General features: G+C 70.7%; 17 protein-coding genes, 2 tRNA genes, 1 other RNA gene and 1 pseudogene. 9 read left to right on the top strand and 12 right to left on the bottom strand.

The features are described 5' to 3' along the window. Positions 1-278: 278 nt before the first annotated feature. The 3 genes from ABDZ66_RS06275 to ABDZ66_RS06285 form a co-directional block, all read right to left on the bottom strand. Positions 279-2063, bottom strand: coding sequence for a WD40 repeat domain-containing protein (locus ABDZ66_RS06275; RefSeq protein ID WP_343757218.1), 1785 nt, complete (start codon positions 2061-2063; stop codon positions 279-281). 315 nt (positions 2064-2378) lie between these two features. Continuing rightward, positions 2379-4802 carry a glutamine--tRNA ligase/YqeY domain fusion protein gene (locus ABDZ66_RS06280; RefSeq protein ID WP_343757219.1) on the bottom strand — a complete coding sequence of 808 codons (2424 nt, stop codon included), beginning with the start codon at positions 4800-4802 and terminating at the stop codon, positions 2379-2381. Between the two features lie 99 nt (positions 4803-4901). Then, positions 4902-5375, bottom strand: coding sequence for a hypothetical protein (locus ABDZ66_RS06285; protein WP_343757220.1), 474 nt, complete (start codon positions 5373-5375; stop codon positions 4902-4904). 95 nt (positions 5376-5470) lie between these two features. Here ABDZ66_RS06285 and ABDZ66_RS06290 point away from each other — a divergent pair, with 95 nt between their 5' ends. Beyond that, the gene (locus ABDZ66_RS06290) at positions 5471-6223 is read left to right on the top strand and encodes a GNAT family N-acetyltransferase (protein ID WP_343757221.1); all 753 of its coding nucleotides are present in this window, start codon (positions 5471-5473) and stop codon (positions 6221-6223) included. Here ABDZ66_RS06290 and ABDZ66_RS06295 read toward each other — a convergent pair. The 3 genes from ABDZ66_RS06295 to ABDZ66_RS06305 all read right to left on the bottom strand — a co-directional run bounded on the left by ABDZ66_RS06295 (position 6209) and on the right by ABDZ66_RS06305 (position 8720). After that, complete coding sequence (locus ABDZ66_RS06295) at positions 6209-6889, bottom strand: hypothetical protein (RefSeq protein WP_343757222.1); 681 nt, start codon at positions 6887-6889, stop codon at positions 6209-6211. The genes ABDZ66_RS06290 and ABDZ66_RS06295 overlap by 15 nt on opposite strands. A 69-nt stretch (positions 6890-6958) precedes the next feature. Beyond that, a complete protein-coding gene (locus ABDZ66_RS06300; protein ID WP_343757223.1) occupies positions 6959-7480 on the bottom strand; it encodes a multidrug DMT transporter in 522 nt (173 codons plus the stop codon). A gap of 64 nt (positions 7481-7544) precedes the next feature. After that, positions 7545-8720 (bottom strand): S1C family serine protease, encoded by a 1176-nt coding sequence (locus tag ABDZ66_RS06305; RefSeq protein WP_343757224.1) that lies wholly within the window; start codon positions 8718-8720, stop codon positions 7545-7547. 118 nt (positions 8721-8838) lie between these two features. Here ABDZ66_RS06305 and ABDZ66_RS06310 point away from each other — a divergent pair, with 118 nt between their 5' ends. Beyond that, positions 8839-9279, top strand: a complete 441-nt coding sequence (locus ABDZ66_RS06310) for a gamma-glutamylcyclotransferase family protein (protein WP_343757225.1) — start codon at positions 8839-8841, stop codon at positions 9277-9279. Between the two features lie 83 nt (positions 9280-9362). Here the strand turns inward: ABDZ66_RS06310 and rpsO are convergent, their stop codons facing one another. Continuing rightward, positions 9363-9638, bottom strand: a complete 276-nt coding sequence (gene rpsO / locus ABDZ66_RS06315; RefSeq protein WP_189066761.1) for a 30S ribosomal protein S15 — start codon at positions 9636-9638, stop codon at positions 9363-9365. A 201-nt stretch (positions 9639-9839) separates the two neighbouring features. Here rpsO and ABDZ66_RS06320 point away from each other — a divergent pair. Then, positions 9840-9923: transfer RNA gene (locus ABDZ66_RS06320), tRNA-Leu, on the top strand. Between the two features lie 121 nt (positions 9924-10044). Further along, an RNA gene (ffs, locus tag ABDZ66_RS06325) (signal recognition particle sRNA small type) lies at positions 10045-10143 on the top strand. A 527-nt stretch (positions 10144-10670) separates the two neighbouring features. Here ffs and ABDZ66_RS06330 read toward each other — a convergent pair. Both ABDZ66_RS06330 and ABDZ66_RS06335 read right to left on the bottom strand, forming a co-directional pair. Continuing rightward, on the bottom strand, positions 10671-10883 hold the full coding sequence (locus ABDZ66_RS06330) for a hypothetical protein (RefSeq protein WP_343757226.1): 213 nt from the start codon (positions 10881-10883) through the stop codon (positions 10671-10673). A gap of 56 nt (positions 10884-10939) precedes the next feature. Further along, positions 10940-11308 (bottom strand): hypothetical protein, encoded by a 369-nt coding sequence (locus ABDZ66_RS06335; protein ID WP_343757227.1) that lies wholly within the window; start codon positions 11306-11308, stop codon positions 10940-10942. A gap of 86 nt (positions 11309-11394) precedes the next feature. On the opposite strand from ABDZ66_RS06335, the gene ABDZ66_RS06340 reads away from it, so the two are divergent. Then, complete coding sequence (locus tag ABDZ66_RS06340; protein WP_343757228.1) at positions 11395-12117, top strand: carbonic anhydrase; 723 nt, start codon at positions 11395-11397, stop codon at positions 12115-12117. Positions 12118-12190: 73 nt separating this feature from the next. Here the strand turns inward: ABDZ66_RS06340 and ABDZ66_RS06345 are convergent, their stop codons facing one another. Continuing rightward, a complete protein-coding gene (locus ABDZ66_RS06345; RefSeq protein ID WP_343757229.1) occupies positions 12191-13426 on the bottom strand; it encodes an aminopeptidase in 1236 nt (411 codons plus the stop codon). 109 nt (positions 13427-13535) lie between these two features. On the opposite strand from ABDZ66_RS06345, the gene ABDZ66_RS06350 reads away from it, so the two are divergent. Continuing rightward, a tRNA-Pro gene (locus tag ABDZ66_RS06350) sits at positions 13536-13612 on the top strand. A gap of 99 nt (positions 13613-13711) precedes the next feature. On the opposite strand, the gene thrB is transcribed toward ABDZ66_RS06350, so the two are convergent. Continuing rightward, positions 13712-14626, bottom strand: a complete 915-nt coding sequence (gene thrB, locus ABDZ66_RS06355) for a homoserine kinase (RefSeq protein ID WP_343757230.1) — start codon at positions 14624-14626, stop codon at positions 13712-13714. 457 nt (positions 14627-15083) lie between these two features. Here thrB and ABDZ66_RS06360 point away from each other — a divergent pair, with 457 nt between their 5' ends. After that, positions 15084-15350, top strand: coding sequence for a GlsB/YeaQ/YmgE family stress response membrane protein (locus tag ABDZ66_RS06360; protein WP_343757231.1), 267 nt, complete (start codon positions 15084-15086; stop codon positions 15348-15350). Between the two features lie 269 nt (positions 15351-15619). Next, a complete protein-coding gene (rpmB, locus tag ABDZ66_RS06365) occupies positions 15620-15835 on the top strand; it encodes a 50S ribosomal protein L28 (protein ID WP_343757232.1) in 216 nt (71 codons plus the stop codon). 173 nt (positions 15836-16008) lie between these two features. On the opposite strand, the pseudogene lspA reads toward rpmB, so the two are convergent. Continuing rightward, a pseudogene (gene lspA / locus ABDZ66_RS06370) lies at positions 16009-16557 on the bottom strand (signal peptidase II); the annotation flags it as partial. Between the two features lie 116 nt (positions 16558-16673). Between lspA and ABDZ66_RS06375 the strand changes: the two are divergent. Further along, positions 16674-17141 (top strand): S-ribosylhomocysteine lyase, encoded by a 468-nt coding sequence (locus ABDZ66_RS06375; RefSeq protein WP_343757233.1) that lies wholly within the window; start codon positions 16674-16676, stop codon positions 17139-17141. Positions 17142-17652: the final 511 nt, after the last annotated feature.

The raw sequence follows: 17652 nt of genomic DNA on the forward strand, positions 1-17652 counted from the left end.
GAACGGGGTTAGAGCCGTTCTCTGCTTCGCCGCTGTGCCAGTCCGTCCTGCCCGTCGACCTTCATTCGTTCTCCTGCGGAGCCCTACAAGTCCGCCCGGGCGTACAGCAGCGTTATCGCGAATGCCCAAGACGGACCCGGATGGAATGGGTTGCCAGAACCGTTCCATCCGAGCGGACCCGCAGAGCGGGCGGGTTCCGGGCAGCTGGCAACCCGGTGGTGTTCCGGATTGTCAATGAAGCAGACGGAATCCGGACCAGGTGGCGTTGCCGGCCGCGGTCAGCGGTTCACGTCGAACAGGGTCACGCTGCCGGCCTTGCCGAGCAGGCCCGCGCCGACCATCAGCTGGTTCCCGGCGGGCGCCCACGCGAGCAGCGAGGTGCCCATGTTGAACGCCCCGGTCCGGGCCAGACGGGCGCCGCTGGCCGTGTCGAACACCTGCAGGGCGTTCTGCGGGTCGGAGGTCAGGACCGCCAGCAGTTTCCCGTCGGGGCTGAACGTCGCGGCGCGCACGCGACTGTCGAATTCCAGGGTCTTGAAGGCGCTGGTCGCGCCGGGTTTCACCAGGGCCACCCGGGCCTCGCCGTCCCCGTCGCTGTACATGACGGCCAGCGTGCCGCCTCGACTCAGACGCAGCGAGTTCACCTCCGCGTCGGTCGGGACCTTGAAGGCGGGCGTCTGCTTGCCGGTCGCGACGTCGTAACGGAACACGTTGCCCTCGTGCGGTACCACCAGGATGGCCTTGCCGTCGGCGGTGGGCAGCGCGGCGTGAATGTCCTCGACCTTCAGCTGCTTTTCCGTGACCTTCTTCAGGACCTTGCCGGTCTGGCCGTTCAGCAGCGCCAGGCCGTAGTACCCGCTCGTGACCGCGAAGGTCCCGTCGGGTGAGGACTGGATCAGGTCGTACTCGGCGTCCGTGTCGAGTGTGGCGACGCGGCTGAGTTTCCCGCCGCGCAGGGTGCTGACCGTCTCGCCGTTCAGGGTCCACAGCACGTCGCCCTGCAGTTCGAAGTCGTACAGGCGGCCGGTGTCGCCGACCTTCAGGTCCTGCAGGGTGTTCAGGTTCGTGAAGCGGCCCACCCCGGCGTACGCGGTCTTCCCGATGAACCCGCCGGTCCAGGCGTTGCTGGAGGGCAGGGTCACGCGCCCGCTGGCGGGGGTGTCCAGTTTCGCGGGGTTCAGGAACGCGACGCTGCTGCCCAGCGCGAGCAGCGTGCCGTTCGGGCCGGGTACGACCGGCCCGTCACTGTCCACCTCGAAGGCCTCGCCGCGCTGGCGGCCGCTCTGCGCGTCGATGCGCTGCCCCTCGCCGTACGAGACGAGCAGCAGTTCGCGGTCGTTCAGGAACAGCAGCGAGTCGTCGGTGTCGAGGTCCTCGCCGCCCTCCACGGTCACGGCGTCCTGGCCGGCACGCAGGATCAGGGCCTCGCTGCCGGTGCGGAGCGTGACCGCCTGACCGTCCGGGCTGAACGCCGCGGCCAGTTCGCCGGGTTCCTCCTGCAGTTCCGCCCGGGCCAGCACCTCGCCGGATTCGATGTCGAGCAGTTCCGCGCGGTCCTCGAAGGTCAGCAGTGCGCGCCGGCCGTCCGGGGAGACGGCGGCGCCGTAGGCCTCGCCGTTCCCGAGCAGGTCGGTCGCGCGGCCGTTCGTGAGGTCGATGCGGCGCAGCGTGCCGTCGTCCAGGGTCAGCAGGTTGCCCTGCGGATCGAAGGCGAGCGTGGCGTCGTAGCTGGGGGTGCCGCTGCGGAGTTCGCGGCCGCTGGCGACGTCCCATACCGTCCAGCGGGCGCCGGTCATGGCGGCGAGGCGCGTGCCGTCCGGGCTGACGCTCAGGCCGGTGACGGGACCGCGCAGGGAGTACCAGCCGATCTGGGTTTTCAGGCTGGCATCGAGGATCAGGACGCCGTTGTCGGCGTTCACGGCCACCCGACCGCCGGGCAGGACGGCGGCGTGCGCGGTGTCCGCGCCGGGCAGCGTGACGACCCGCGCGGCGCTGAGGGTCAGGGCGGAGGCGGCGGCGCTGAGGCTCAGCGCCGCCGTGAGCAGCAGGGCGGGAATCTTCATGAGGCCACTGTAGACAATTTCACACCGCCGCGCCGTCACCTTTTCGTGTGAGGCCCGGCGGTGTGAACCCGGTCCAGGCCGGCGGGGGGGCGTCCACCGCGCCCGCCCCGCCGGCCGGACTGCGCCTGGCGTCCGCCCTGCTGCGACCCGCGCGGCGGCGCAGCCCTGCGAGTCCGTCTCACACGGACTCCGATTGAATGGCTTACAACGCCGTTCAATCCGAGCGGATGCGAGTGGGAGCTGGGCGGGTTCCGGACGTGGAGTTCACAGATCGGTGGTGTTCCGGGTTGTTAACGAAACAAACGGCAGTCCGTATCAGCCGTTCAGGGCGCTGGTCAGGGCGGCGTTCAGCGCGGCCGGGTCGGCCTTGCCGCCCGTGGCGCGCATGACCTGCCCGGTGAAGAAGCCCAGCAGCGCGGTGCGCCCGCCCCGGTAGGCGTCCACCTTGTCGGTGTTGTCGGCCATGACCTGCGCGATGGCGGCACTCAGGGCGTCGTCGCTGAGGCCCCCGGCAAGGTTCTCGCGCTCGATGATCGCGGCGGGTGCCTCGCCGGTCTGCGCGGCGCGGGCCAGGACCTCGCGGGCGACGCGGGTGGTGACCTTCTTGCCGGCCAGCAGCGCGGCCAGCGGGGCGAGGGTGGCGGCGGGCACGCGCACCTCGCCGGCCCGCAGGCCCGGCGCGAGGTCGTTCGCGGTCCAGGAGGCCACCTGCGCGAAGGTGCCGTCCTGGGCGGCGCCTTCCAGGAAGGCCAGCAGCGCGGCGTCCCGCGCGAGGGTGCGGGCCTCGGCGTCCGGGACACCCAGGCCGGTCAGGCGGGTCACCTCGGCCTCCTGTTCGGGGGTCAGGATGGCGGGCGCGGCCTTCTCGGCCTGCTCGGGTCTGGGGACCTGCGCCCTGGCGGGCTTGGGGGCCTTCGCGGGCACCTCGGCCTTCTGGGTGGCCTTCGCCCAGGCGTCCTTCAGGGTGATGATCCGCCCGAATACCAGGGCGTCCTCGCGGCTGTCCACCGGGTCGCGCCAGAAGTAGCCCTGCCGCTCGAACTGGTAGCGGGTGCCTGCGGGGTCGCCCTTCACGCTGGGTTCCACCAGGCCGCGCGTGACACGCAGGCTGTCGGGGTTCAGGAACGCCATGAAGCCCGCGTCGAGGGGTTTGGTCTCGTCCTCATGCCCAATGCCTTCGGGGTCGAAGTCCGGGGCGATGGGTTCGGCGTGGGTGTCCTCGGGGTTGGCGGCCTCGGGGTTCGGCACGCGGAACAGGCGGTCGTACAGGCGGAACTCGGCCGGGACGCCGTGCTCGGCGCTGACCCAGTGGATCACGCCGTCCGCCTTTGCCTCCTCGCCGAGCAGCGTGGCGTACACCCGCGTCACCTGCCCGTCCTGACCGACGTCGAAGCGGTCGGCGCGGATGATGCCCGCCCCGCGCAGGCGCACCGTGCCGCCCGGCGTGAGGCGCTTGAAGCCCCTGGGCGGCTCGGGGTTGAAGTCCTCGCGTTCGATGACCAGTTCGCGGGTCAGCGGCACGTCCCGCACGGCGACCTCGGGGGCCACGCGCTCCCCGCCCGGCAGGGCGACGAGTCCGTCGGGCGAGTCGCGCACCACGTCGAACGGCCAGTAGGGGAGACTCAGCGTCTGCACTCCCTCCAGGTTCTCGATCGTCACGGGCAGCGGGTCCAGCACCGCCATCACGCGCGGCGCGCGGTGGTTCAGGTCGTTGCGCACCGCGTTCTCGTACACGCTGAGGTCCACGGTGCGGTTCGTGCGGCTCACGCCGATCTGCGCCGCGAAGGCCCGCACGGCCTCCGGCGTGACGCCCAGGCGACGCTGCGCGCGCAGGGTGGGCATGCGCGGATCGTCCCAGCCGCTCACCGCGCCGGCCTCCACGAGCTTGCGCAGCTTGCGCTTGCTCGTGATCGTGTACTCCAGGCCGCGCCGCCCGAACTCGTACTGGTGCGGGCGCGGTCTGAAGCCCAGCCGCTCCATCAGCCAGTCGTAGATGGCGCGGTTGTCCACGAACTCCAGGCTGCACATCGAGTGCGTCACGCCCTCCAGCGCGTCCTGCAGCGGGTGCTGGAAGTCGTACATGGGGTAGATGCACCACGCGTCCCCCGCGCGGTAGTGATGCCCGCGCAGGATGCGGTACAGCACCGGGTCACGCAGCTTCATGTTCGGGCTGCCCAGGTCGATCTTCGCGCGCAGCACGTGCGCCCCGTCCGCGAACTCCCCGGCGCGCATGCGGCGCAGCAGGTCGAGGTTCTCCTCGGGCGTGCGGTCCCGGTAGGGGCTGGGCGTGCCGGGCGTGCGGGCGTCGCCGCGCAGGCGGGCCATCTCGTCCCCGGTCACGGAGTCCACGTAGGCGTCCCCCTGGTTCACGAGCTGCTCGGCGTACGCGTAGTACTGCTCGAAGTGGTCGCTGGCGTAGTACAGGTGCTCGCCCCAGTCCCAGCCCAGCCAGCGCAGGTCGTCCGCGATGGCGTCCGCGTACTCCTGCGTCGCGAGTTCCGGGTTGGTGTCGTCCATGCGCAGGTGGTAGCGCCCGCCGTACTGCGCGGCCGTCTGGAAGTCCAGGAACGACGCGAAGATGTGCCCCAGGTGCGCGTACCCGCTCGGTTCCGGCGGGAAGCGCGTCACGACCTGCGGGTACTTGCCGCTCCTCAGGTCGCGTTCGATGATCTCGGTGATGAAGTTCGGAGCCACGCGCGGTGCAGGGTCACCGGCAGGAGAGGGGTCGGGGGCCGTCATGCTGCCCAGCATAGCGGGGTGCGGCGACCTTCCGCCCGACCCCCACGACAGTTCACGCCCCCGGAAGCGCGTGTGCGGGGACGTCGACGGGCGCGCAGCCTACAGCGTGACGTGGGCCGTGACGACGGCCGGCACCAGAAAGAGCGCGCCCATGATGAACGACAGCGCCAGGTTGTGCTCCTCGCGCAACTCGCGGCGGATGTAGCGCAGCACGCCCTCGCCCCGGCGCCGGGCCAGGCTGCCGAACACGGCCACGACGCCCAGCGTGAACAGCAGCAGCGTCACGACCACCGCCACGGCCAGCCACATGAACGCCTCGGCCCAGCTGCCGTCCGTGGGCACCGGAGTGGCGATGGTGCGGCTCAGCAGCAGGCTCAGGCCCAGCGACACCCAGAAGAACACCGCGCCGATCGCGGCCGTCTGGTGCTCCTCGATCTCGGTGATCAGGTCGCGCAGCCGCACGCCCAGCACCGCGCGGATGAACAGCAGGCTGACCAGCAGGGTGGGCAGCCACACGGCGAGGTTCCAGCCCAGCTCGGTGGCCAGGGTCGTCAGCAGGTCGGTGGGGGTCATGACCTTCAGTTATACCGGGCGCACCGGAGCGGCGCGGGTCGGAATGCCGCGCTGGCTCGCAGTGTCCCGCGCCGCGCGCCGCTACCCTGCGCGGCATGACCCCACCCGCCTTCACGCTGCGGCACGTGACCGACCCCAGTGACCCGGCCATTGCCGCGTTCGGCCGCGTGCAGGAGGCCAGTTACTACGCGCCGGACATGCTGATTCCCCCGGAGGTCTTCGGGCAGCTCATCACCCGCCGCGGCCCGCAGCGGGAGGACCGCCTGCTGGTCGCGCAGACACCGGAGGGCGAGGTGCTGGGCGGCACCCTGTACGCCCTGCTGCCCCTGCCCGGCGAGCTGCGCGGGGCGGGCTTCAACTCGTTCATGGCCGTCACCCGCGCCGCGCGGGGCCTGGGTGTGGGCCGCGCCCTGCACGGCGAGACCCTGCGTGTGGTTCGCGGGGCCGGACTGGCGGGCATGTTCGCCGACAGCGTCCACCCCGCCCGCCAGAGTGGGGAGGACCGCGCCGCCGAGGCCGCGACCGGCGTGGACCCCGTGCAGCGCCGGGCCGCGCTGCACGCGCTGGGCCTGCGCACCGTGGACCTCCCGTACTGGCAGCCGGTGGGCGGCCCCGACGGCGGGCCGCTGACCGACCTGGACCTGCTGTACCAGCCGGTCCACCCTGCCCCGACCGTGCCGCTGGCCCTCGTGACCGGCGTGCTGCGCGCCTACTGGACCGGCTGGCTGGGCGCGGAGCGCGCGCAGACCGAGGCGCAGGCGCTGGCGGCCCGCGCCGGGAACGCGGACCGGGTGGGCCTGCTGCCCGGCACGGACACCCCGTCCTGGGCGGGGTCAGCGGGCTGCTGAAAGCAGGCCCAGCGCGGCGCGCACCTGCGCCTGCAGGTCGCGTTCGAGGGCATCCTGGGCGTTCAGGGCGGCGGCGCGGGTCAGGACCGCGCGGGCCTGCGGGTCCCGCAGCAGCGCCAGGCTGATCCCGGCGTGCCCCTGCACGAACACGCTGTCCGGCGCGGCGCGGGCGGCGCGGGTGGCGAGGTCGCGGGCGCGCCCGGCGTTCCCGCCGCTGAACACCCCCGCTTTCACCCACGCCCCGGCGTGCCATTCGGCCAGGACGGCCTGCAGGTCCGGCCGGTCCGGGGCGAGGGTCAGGGCGCGTTCCAGCGCGGCGCGGGCCTGCTGCGCGGTGTTCAGGGCGCCCAGGGTGTACCCGGCGGCGCGGGCCTGGAGGCCCAGGGCGCTGCCCAGCGCGAGGTGACTGTCGGGGCTGTCGGGCGTGGCGGTCACGGCCTGCCGGGCGGCGGTCACGGCCCGCGCGGTCCAGGTGGGGCCGCCGGCGCGGTACTCGGTCATGGCGGCCGCGGCGCGGCTGGCGTTCAGCGGGTCGCCGCCCTGGGTGGCGGCCTCGAAGGCGCGGGCGTACTCGCCGCCGGTCAGCAGGCTGGCCGGCGTGAGGGCCGCCGCGGGGGGCGCGGTCAGGAGCAGGGGCAGGAGGAGACAGGGAAAGCCGCGCTTCACGTCCGCCACGATAACGGGCGGATGTGAAGCGCGGCTGATGGACGCGCGCGGGCCGGAGCGGGGGAGGGGTTACGCGGCCGGCTGGTCGCCCGTGACGGTGGGGCGGGCGGGGTCGGTGTCGGGGGCGCGGCGGGCGCGGCCGGGACGTTCGGGGGTGTCGCCGCTGGCCGGCGGGGTCTGGGCGCTGCCGGTGGTGGCGGGTGCGGCGGGGCTGGCCGCCGTGACGCGGGTCAGGGTGGCCTCGAAGGCGCGCAGGGCGTCGCTGGCCTCGAGGTCCGCGACGGCGCGGGCGTTCAGCGCGCCGAGTTCCTCGCGGGTCACGGCGTATTCGGGGGCGTCGTGGCCTTTGAGGGCGTGCAGGACGCGGTAGGCGGTGGGGGCCTCGATGGTGGCGTGTTTGCTGGTGGTGACGGTGGGGTCGCTGTGCATGTCGGCCCCGATCAGGGTGATGGTCTCGGGGCTGATCAGGGTGACGCGGTCGCCGCGTTCCTCCATGTGCGCGGCGAGCTGCAGCAGACCGCGCAGGTCGAGCATGTGGTGGAACAGGTCGAGGTGGGCCAGCATGGCTCCGGCTTTTTTCAGGGTGTCCATACCCGCATTATTCTGTTTTAAGCAGAATTGTCAAGGGGTGTTTTGCAGAATATCTGAAGTGGGTTTAATTCTTCACCTGGCTGCGCCCCGTCAACGTCACCGGGACCTGCAGGGTCTTCTCCCCGCGCACCACCGTCAGCGTCACGGTCTCACCCGGCCGGAACGCCCGCACCGCGTACTGGAACTCGCTGAAATTCACGGTCCGCTTCCCGTTCACCGCCGTCACGATGTCCCCCGACACCCGCTCGCCATTCCCGTCCAGCCGCAGCGGCTGCAACCCCGCCCGCTCCGCCGGACTGCCGCGCGACACGCCCGTGAAGAACGCGCCCGGCGTGTTCCCCAGTTTCAGCGTCCGGCTCAGTTCCGCAAAGCCCCTCTCCGGCAGGAAGAACAGCTGCGCGAACGGCCCCCCCAGCGTGATGCCGATCACCGGCGCGTCCCGTTTCTCGCCGCCCTTCAGGGCCGTCAGGCGCGGATCCGCCGTCGTGACCGGCACCGCGTACGCCCGGTTACGCCGCCCGTCCGTGCGGATGTAACTCACGATGCCCGTCACCTGCCCGGCCGCGTTCAGGACCGGGCCGCCGCTGTCACCCGGCACCACCGCCGCACTCAGTTCCAGCGTGCCCGGCGGGAAATCCGCGCGGCCCGCATCGGCGTCCAGCGCGGTCAGGCGCCCGGTCCTGAAGCGCAGGAACGCGCCGCCACCGTTCCCGATCGTGAGCGCGATATTACCCACGCCCGGCGCGGCGGGCGCCAGCGGCAGGAACGGCGTTCCCGCCGGCACGTTCACGCGCAGCAGCGCGAGGTCATCCTGATCGTTGTACCCCACGACCTCCAGCGCGTAGCGTGTCCGGTCCAGCGTCTGTGCGCTCAGATTCCGCGCGCCCTCCACCACGTGGTACGCGGTGAGGGCCAGCCCGTCGGCGGAGATCAGCACCGCCGACCCGATGCCCTCCGGGTCGCGGCAGTCGTTCGGCGGGCACTGCTCGATGCGCAGCGTCGCGGGCCGCGCCTTCCGGAACAGCGCCTGCAGCCGCGCCTCCTCGGCCGCGCTCAGCGGGGCGGGCGTCGCGCTGCGGGCGCGGCGTTCCGTGACGCCCGGCGCGGGCGTGGCAGGCGCGGTCTGGGCGGCGGCCCACAGGGGCAGGGTGCCCAGCAGGGCGCCCAGCAGGCAGCGGCGCAGCAGTGGGCGGTGCGGGCCGGTCCCGGCGGACCGGCGCGGAGCGGGTCTGACGTTCATGCCCCATTGTGCGCGTCCCGTCAGGACAGAAGGTGTGTCTGAGTTCGCCTTCCCCCCCCGCCCGCGTGGCACCGGCCACCCGGCCCACGCGCCGCTGCGGACCCGCTACAGTCCGTCCATGAACGATCCCGCCCGCGTGTTCGTGTACGGCACCCTGCTGCCCGGCGAACGCAACGCCCACGTCGCCGCGCACGGCTTCACCTCGCGGCCCGCCACGCTGCCCGGCTTCACCCTGCACCACCTGCACCCGGAAGGCTACCCGGCCCTGACCCCCGGCCCGGCGCACGCCCGGGTGCGCGGCGCACTGCTGGAGTACACCCCCCAGACGTGGGAGGCGGCGTTGCCCGCCCTGGACGCCCTCGAGGGCGTGCACGACACGCCCGCGCTGTACACCCGGCAGCGGGTCACCCTGACCCTCGACGACGGCCAGGAGCGGAGCGCGTGGGTGTACGTGTATGCCCGCCCGGAGCGGCTGACCGCCCCCGGCGCGCAGCTGGTCCGCAGCGGGGACTGGCGCGACGTGCCCGGCCGTGACGGTCGCGGCCCGGACGGCCGCTGAGCCCTCCGGGCGCCCGGCCCACCCCGACAGAGAACCGCCGCCAACCCCGGTCGGGGCTGGCGGCGATCCGGAGCAGCGGCGTCTTAGCGGACGATGCGCTGGCCGCGGCGGATCTTCAGCTCGTCGGTCAGGGCGATGTACTCGTCGTAGCTGGTGCGCTCCAGGTACTTCAGGAGGCGGCGGCGCTGACCGTTCATCAGCTGCAGGCCGCGCTGACCGTGCTTGTCCTTCTTGTTGGCGGTCAGGTGGGTGCTCAGGTTGTTGATGCGGGCGGTCAGCAGCGCGATCTGCACGGCGGTGCTGCCGGTGTCCTTCTCGTGCTTGGCGTGGGTCTGGACGGTCGCTTTCTTGTCGATCATGTTGAGCCTCTCGTGTTATTGAAGTCCCGCGCGCAGCAGCCGGGGAAAATCCAGTCTCCGCTGAGCGGCGTCCGGGCCCCACCGCTCGCGGCGGCAAACGCGATCATACCACGAAGCGCGCCGCTGACAAGGCGCGCCGCGCCACGCTCGACTTGACAACGCCGGGAGCCGCCCCTAGTATTGCTATCGCCTCTCAGAGATGCTCGGGTGGCGGAATTGGTAGACGCGCACGTTTGAGGGGCGTGTAGCTTAGCTGTGTGGGTTCAAGTCCCATCCCGAGCACCAACGAAATGACGCCGGACTCCGCAGGGGTCCGGCGCTTTCCATGCACCTCACGGTCAGCCGCCGAACCTGGGCCGCGCGGGACTGCACAGCCGCGGACACCTGTGCTATGGTCTGGAACGCATTGCTGGCGCAGCGCAGCGTGAACGCCTGAACCTGGTCAGGGCCGGAAGGCAGCAGCCATAAGGGATGATTCGCGGGTGCCGCTGCTCACCGGCAATGCTTTTTTCATGCCGTTCATCAGGGGCGGCCCCGACGCGAAAGCCGGGGCCGCCCCTGTCTGATACGGACTCCGATTGGATGGGCTGCAAAGCCCGCTGGGTCCGAGCGGATGCGACTCGGAGAGCTGCTCCGCAGAGAAGGAGAGAAGCGGATTCCGGACGTGGAGCTGGCAATCCGGTGAAGTTCCGGATTGTCGGCGAAACAAACGGCAGTCCGGATCAGACGGACTCCGACTGAATGGCTTACAGAGCCGTTCAATCCGAGCGAAGCGAGTAGGAGCCGGGCGGGTTCCGGATGTACAGGTGACAGATCGGTGGTGTTCCGATCTGTGAACGAAACAAACGGCAGTCCGTATGCCGTCCCCAGAGCCGTTCTCCGAACGGAAGCAGCGGAACGACAGACTTCCGACGCCTCCATGCTCGGCTCCGCCGCTGTGCCAGTCCGTCCGGCCCGTCACCTTCACCTGCTCTCCTGCGGAGCTCGACAAGGCCGCCCGGCCAGACAGGCTGCCCCTTCATGGCCCCTGCTCTAGCGGGTCAGGCGGTCCAGTTCGCTCTGGGCGCCCAGCTGCCGCGAGAGCCGCGCCTCGCGCTCGGTCCACACGTGCGCCTGCGCCGTGAACCGCTCGCCGGCCCAGCCGCCCTGCGCGGTCCACACGATGGTGTCCCCCGGCAACTGGTGGTGCGGCGGCAGGTCCGGGTCCAGCAGGGGATGGGCCGTCAGGGAAGGGGGCAGCGTCATGCCCACAGGGTGCGCCGCCCCTGTCACGCCCGGGTGAGCGGCCGGTCAGCGGCGCGTCAGCGGGTCTTGGACTGCAGGACCAGCGCCTGCGTCTCCTTCACGACCGCCAGCGCCCGCAACTGCTCGCCGTCCAGGTCACCGGCCTTCGCCAGCGCCTCGGCGCGGCGACGGTCGATGGCCGCCACCTCCAGCGCCGCCGCGTCCCCGAACACCTCCCGGAAGCGTTCCAGGGGGTACTCGATCCGGCGCGACACCTTCAGCGTGGCGCGGTACAGGTCCGTCTCCGCCTGCTGACCCGCCTGCAGCGCCGCCTTCACCCGCGCGCCCAGTTCGTCCCGCTCGGCCTCCAGGCCCAGGATGGTGTCGCGCAGCGTCGCGTAGCGCTCCAGCAGCTCCTCAAGGCTCAGATCGTCGGTCCCTTCCATGCGGTCAGCATACGGTCCGCGCCGGCCGCCACGCACCCTGCACCCCGTACAGCCGCGCGGGCCGCACGGACGCTAGCATGCGCCGCATGGACGACTCTGCTGCCCAGCTTGCCGCCGACCTCGAACGCCGCATCCTGGACGCCATCCGCCGTGGCGCCAGCATGGAGGACATCGCCGGACTCAAGGAATCCGACGTGGCCACCCCGGACGCCGCCATCCGTGCCCTCAAGGACGGCAACGCCCGCTTCTTCAGCGGACAGGCCACCCGCCCGGAAGTCAGCGCGAACGAACGCCGCGCGCAGATCATGGGCCAGACGCCCTACGCCGCGATCCTGGCGTGCAGCGACAGCCGCGTGCCGGTCGAACTGGTCTTCGACCAGGGCCTCGGGCAGCTGTTCGTGGTACGGGTCGCCGGGAACGTCGTCGGCGAGGCCGGCCTGGGCACCCTGGAGTACGCCGTCCGTCACCTGGACGTACACCTGATCGTCGTGATGGGCCACGAGGCCTGCGGAGCGGTGGCCGCCGCGCTGCTGCCCGAGGAGAAGGTGGCCCAGGAGCCCGAGCACCTGCAGGCCCTGATCCGCCGCATCCAGCCCAGCGTGCAGGCCATGCCGCCCATCCGCGACAAGAAGGCCCGCATGCGCGAGGCCGTCCTGAACAACGTCCGCCACCAGGTGAGCATCCTGCGCCAGCAGGCCGTCATCCGGGAGGCCGAGGCGGCCGGGCAGATCCGCGTGATCGGCGCGTACTACGAGATCGGCAGCGGCGCCGTGGATTTCCTGATCGACGAGGAAGACCTGCGGCCCTAAGGGAAGGCAGGTGGTCGAAAGCGGATGGCAGATGGCCGGGACCACCGAGCCATCTGCCATCCGCCTTCTGCGTTCAGATCACGAATTCACCGGCGCGCATCACGGGCTCGCGCGTGCCGTCCTTGGCGACGCCGTCCACGTCCATCTCACCGCTGCCGATCATCCAGTCCACGTGGGTCAGGCTGTCGTTCCCGCCCGCCGCCAGGAAGTCCTCCAGGGACATGTCCACGCCGCCCTTCACGTTGAAGCGGTACGCGCTGCCGATCGCGATGTGCGACGCGGCGTTCTCGTCGTACAGGGTGTTGAAGAAGAACAGCCCCGAACGGCTGATCGGGCTGGAGTGCGGCACCAGCGCCACCTCGCCCAGGCGGTGACTGCCCTCGTCCGTGTCGATCATCTTCAGCAGCGCGCCCTCGCCCTTCTCGGCACTCGCCTTCGTGATGCGCCCGCCGCTGAACTCGATGCGGATGCCGTCGATCAGCGTGCCGTTGTACGACAGCGGCTTGGTGCTCACCACCGTGCCGTCCACCCGCTCGCGGTGCGGGGCGGTCCAGACCTCCTCGGTGGGAATGTTCGCCGTGAAGGTGATCCCGCCGGGCGTGTCGGCCGCGCCGCCCCCCCACACGTGATCGTCCGCGAGACCCACGGTCAGGTCCGTCCCGCCGCCCCGGAAGTGCAGCGCCGCGTACTGCTTCTGCGTCAGCAGCTCCCGCCGGCGTTTCAGGTCTCCCAGGTGCGCCTCCCACAGCGCCACCGCGTCCGGCTGGTCCGCGCGGGTCGCGGCGAAGATCGCGTCCCACTGCTGCGCGACCGCCTGCTCGGCGCCCGCGTCGGGGAACATCAGTTCGGCCCAGCCGCTGACCGGCGCGCTGATCAGGTTCCAGTTCAGGCGGTTGGTCATCACCTGCGCGGTGTACGGGCGGCGGTACGCGGCCAGCGTCCGCTGGTGCGTCGCCACGCGCTCGGGGTCCACGCTGCCCAGCAGGTTCGGGTTCGTCGCGCGGATCGCCAGGACCGCGCCGCCCGCCTCGGCCGTCTCGATCTCCGCGTCCACCCGCCAGCGGCTGATCTGCTCGAAGCTGCCGTCCGGGGCCAGCTCGAAGCGGGCCAGCTGCACGTCGTCGTCGTCCCAGCGGACGTCCACGAAGCTGGCGCCCGCCGCGTACGCCTCGCGCACCACCAGGCGCGCCAGGGCGGCCGTCTCGACCGGGGCCTGCACCAGCAGCCGCTGGCCGGGTTTCACGCCCACGCCCACCCGCACCGCCAGCCGCGCGTAGTTCTGCAGTTTCTCCTCAAATGTCAGGGTCATGCCCGGCAGGATAGCCACGGCAGGCCCGCAGGTACAGAAGGGGCGTCCCGTTCCGCCGCGCACCCTTGACGGATCCTGAAAGTGCCTTTATAGTTCTGTGGCTGGGTATCGAGGCGTAGCGCAGCCTGGTAGCGCACTACCTTGGGGTGGTAGGGGTCGTGAGTTCAAATCTCGCCGCCTCGACCAGCGAAAGAACCGGAGTGAGAGATCACTCCGGTTCTTCTTTTGTCGGTGCGGGCGCCGCCTTTCCTGTCCGGGCGCGGCGCCCTGCATGCCGGGGGTGGTCTACGTGCGTTCGACCAGGGTGCCGGCCGCGTCGATGGGGAAGTCCAGGACGCGGCCTTCCAGGCCGTTGCGGGCCATGACGGCGTGCAGGTACGTGTGCAGGGGCGCGCTGGATTCACGGGTGTCGTGGAAGCACAGCACGGTGGGACCGGCGCCGCTGAGGGCCGCGCCGAGGGCGCCGTGCTTCCAGGCTTCCTCCAGGATGTCGCTCAGGCCAGGCACGAGCGGCGCGCGCCAGATCTGGTGGATGTAGTCCTGCATGGCGTGCCGCAGCAGGTCCAGGCGTCCCTGCGAGAGCGCGGCGGCGAGCAGCGCGGCGTGTGAGAGGGCGTGGACGGCGTCGGCGCGGCTGTACTCCTTGGGCAGCACGGCGCGGGCTTTGCTGGTGCTCAGTTCGAAGTCCGGGATCAGGACGGTCACGCCCAGGTGCGCGGGCGGGTCCAGGCGCACGTAGTGGGTGCCGAGCTTGTCGAGGGTGGCGACGACGATCCCGCCGAACAGGGCGGGGGCGACGTTGTCCGGGTGACCTTCCTCGCGCGCGGCGACGTCCAGGACCGTCTCGTCGTCCAGGGGGCGGCCCAGCAGTTCGTTGCCGGCGACGATCCCGGCGACGAGCGCGGCGGCGCTGCTGCCCAGGCCGCGGGCCAGGGGCACGTCGGTCTCGATCTCGATCCGGGCGGGCGGCAGGGACTGCCCGGCGCGGCGGGCGGCGAGCAGCATGGCGCGGTACACGTAGTTGCTCTCGTCGGCAGGTGTTCCCTCCAGTTCCGCGCCGAGCGGCACGATCTCGGTGGTGGCCTGTGGCGTGACGCGCAGGGTGGTGTACAGCGGCACGCTCAGGCCCAGGCTGTCGAAGCCGGGCCCCAGGTTGGCGCTGCTGGCGGGGGCGCGCACGGTGAACGGGCCGGCGGTCACGGCGTACCGGTCCGGGGGGCGGCGGTGGGGTGGGCGGGTCGTCCTGACGGTGCGGGTGACGGTGCGAGCATAGAAACGTGGCCTCCGGGCTGCCCGTGGGGGCGTGTGCCGCCATGCTACCGAGCCGCCGCTGCCGGGGTGAACCGGGGGTAAGACAATTGGGACGGGTGGGGACCCTTCCATGAGAACCCGGCGGTGGGGTGAACGGGGATGAACGGGCACCGGGTCCGGCCTTGCTGTCTTTGGGGTCAGGTCAGAAATGAGCGTTCTGGCCGCGATTCTGAACTCCAGCCTTAACGGGAATTGGGGGGATCTCCATCCGGTCTTCGCCCGCCCTTGAGAAAGTACGAACTTCCACATTTGATGGGTTTGGTGAGTTTCATGCTGCACCCACAACGAGAGCGGCACACGTTGAATTCCACACAAGCCAAGTTCCAAATAAATGGAGGTAGACATCATGGGTTGGATCATTACTATTCTGGTTGGTGCGCTGTGCGGTTGGCTCGCGAGCCTCATCATGAAGACGGACGCCCAGCAGGGTGCCATCGCCAACATCCTGATCGGGATCGTCGGTAGCCTCCTCGCGCAGTTCGTGTTCGGCAACGTGCTGAACATCGGCGGCGACGTGGCCGGCAGTGGCTTCAGCTTCTGGAGCATCATCTGGGGTGTGGTCGGCAGCGTCGTACTGATCGCCATCCTCAAGGCCCTGCGCGTCCTGCGCTGAGCGTTTCTTCCACCCGAACACGGACGGTCCCTGATGGGCCGTCCGTGTTTTTCACGCCTCCTCCCGGCCCTCCGGGTGCGGGTGCCCGGGCCTGTCCAGCCGCCAGGAACCGGGGTACGACCGGGGAAGGCCCCGCCTTTTGCGTGCCGTGGACTCCCTGTGCTACAGTTGGACGGCTTGTCTGATTCAGGCCGGCGCGGCAGGGAACCCAGAACAGGTCGCAGCCCCCGGTCAGTTAGGAAGGATCAGGCTCAAGAAGGAGAGTCATCATGGCGAAAGTGTGCGAAGTGTGCGGTAAGGGACCGATCGTGGTCAACTCGGTCATCCGCCGCGGTAAGGCCCGCGCTGCGGGCGGCGTCGGTCGTAAGGTGACCGGCGTGACCAAGCGAGTTCAGAAGCCCAACCTGCAGCCCCTCACGGTCACCCGTGGCGGCGTCAGCCTGCGTCTGCGCGTGTGCAACAAGTGCCGCAAGGCCGTGGCCTGAGCGCCTCAGTTCAGCCCAGCCGCCCCTGTCCACACCGGACAGGGGCGACTTCTTTGTGGGCATGGTCCCCTCCCCGGCGCGTGGCCCTCGCCGCGCAGGCCGTCCGTCCATGAAGCGGGGCGGCGCGCGGGAGAAGTCCCGCCGGCCGCCCCCTCTGCGCCGCCCCGCCGTCCTTACCCGGCACTCCGACTGGCCCGGCGGTCGCCCATGAAACTGAGGATCAGCAGCGCCAGCGTTCCCAGGACCACGCAGCTGTCGGCCACATTGAAGATCGGGAAGTCACCGGCCTTCAGGGCGCGGGTCACGCTGCTCAGCAGCGGCGAGTGGATCATGTCCGTCACCTTGCCCAGCCGCAGCCCGTCGATGGCGTTCCCGATCGCCCCGGCCGAGATCATCGCCAGGATCACGCTCAGGGCGCGCGGCTGCGGTTTCCAGGTCAGGTAGCCCAGGATGCCCAGCCCGACCAGCAGGCGGCCCAGGGCCAGCGGCGCGGCACTCCCGCTGAACAGGCTCCACGCGGCCCCGGTGTTGAAGGTCAGCAGCCACTCCACCACGCCCGGAATGAACACCCGTGGCGGCTGGCCCTCTTGCAGGTTCGTCAGCGCCCAGCTTTTCAGGGCCTGATCGGCGGCGACCAGCAGCGCGGCCAGCACGAGGGGCAGCCACACGGGCGCGCGGCGGGAACGGTCGGTCAGGGTTGGCACGCTGCGCAGTATATGGAGTGCTTCCGTGCGGGTGCACGCGGGACCGTCACCGGGTGCCGCGCGGGGCGTGGCGGCCCGGACGTGGTCTGGGTGTGTTCACGTTTGCCCGGGGCGGCGCGCGGCACAATCAGGGCATGGCGAACGTTGAATCCTTCGATCTGGACCACACCAGGGTCCAAGCCCCGTACGTGCGACTGGCGGGCGTGAAGACCACGCCGCGCGGCGACTCCATCAGCAAGTACGACCTGCGGCTGCTGCAACCCAACCAGGGGGCCATCGATCCGGCGGCCATTCACACGCTCGAGCACCTGCTGGCCGGCTACCTGCGCGATCACCTGAACGACGTGGTGGATGTCTCCCCGATGGGCTGCCGCACCGGCATGTACATGGCGGTCATCGGAGAGCCCGATGAACAGGGGGTACTGAAGGCCTTCGAGGCGGCCCTGAAGGACACGGCGGCGCACGACCGGCCCATTCCCGGTGTCAGTGAGCTGGAATGCGGCAATTACCGCGACCATGACCTCGAAGCGGCCCGCGGTCACGCCCGCGTCGCCCTGGCACAGGGACTGAAGGTCCAGGAGACGGTGCTGCTGAAGCGCTGAACGCCCGCGGCCGCCAGGCGGTCAGGAAAGAGGCGGTCATCCCCGGATGGCCGCTTTCGCGTGTGATACGGACTCCGATTGAATGGGTTGCTAAGCCCGCTGGGTCCGAGCGGAGGCGACTCGGAGAGCTGCGCCGCAGAGCAGGAGAAAAACGCCCCTCCGGACGTGGAGCTGGCGATCCGGTGAACTTCCGGATTGCCGGCGAAACAAACGGAACCCGTATGGCACGCTGTTTTCCTGCACTGGATGTCGACATGAAGGGTGGCGTGGGCAGGGGGTGTTGACAGATTCACGTGTGGCCTGTATCTTTTCTGAGCCTCAAGCGAGGCGGGATGCATGACAAGCGAGCGTGAAAGAGCGAGAGAAACGCGAAATAACCGCGCTCCTCAAGCGAACCCCCCACACCTCCGGGTGCGGGCCGGGTGAGCGGACAGGAGACGCATAGGAAAGATGGGTCAAGATACTAAGGGTCCACGGTGGATGCCCTGGCACTGGAGCCGATGAAGGACGC

Source organism: Deinococcus depolymerans, from assembly GCF_039522025.1.
Lineage (GTDB): Bacteria > Deinococcota > Deinococci > Deinococcales > Deinococcaceae > Deinococcus > Deinococcus depolymerans.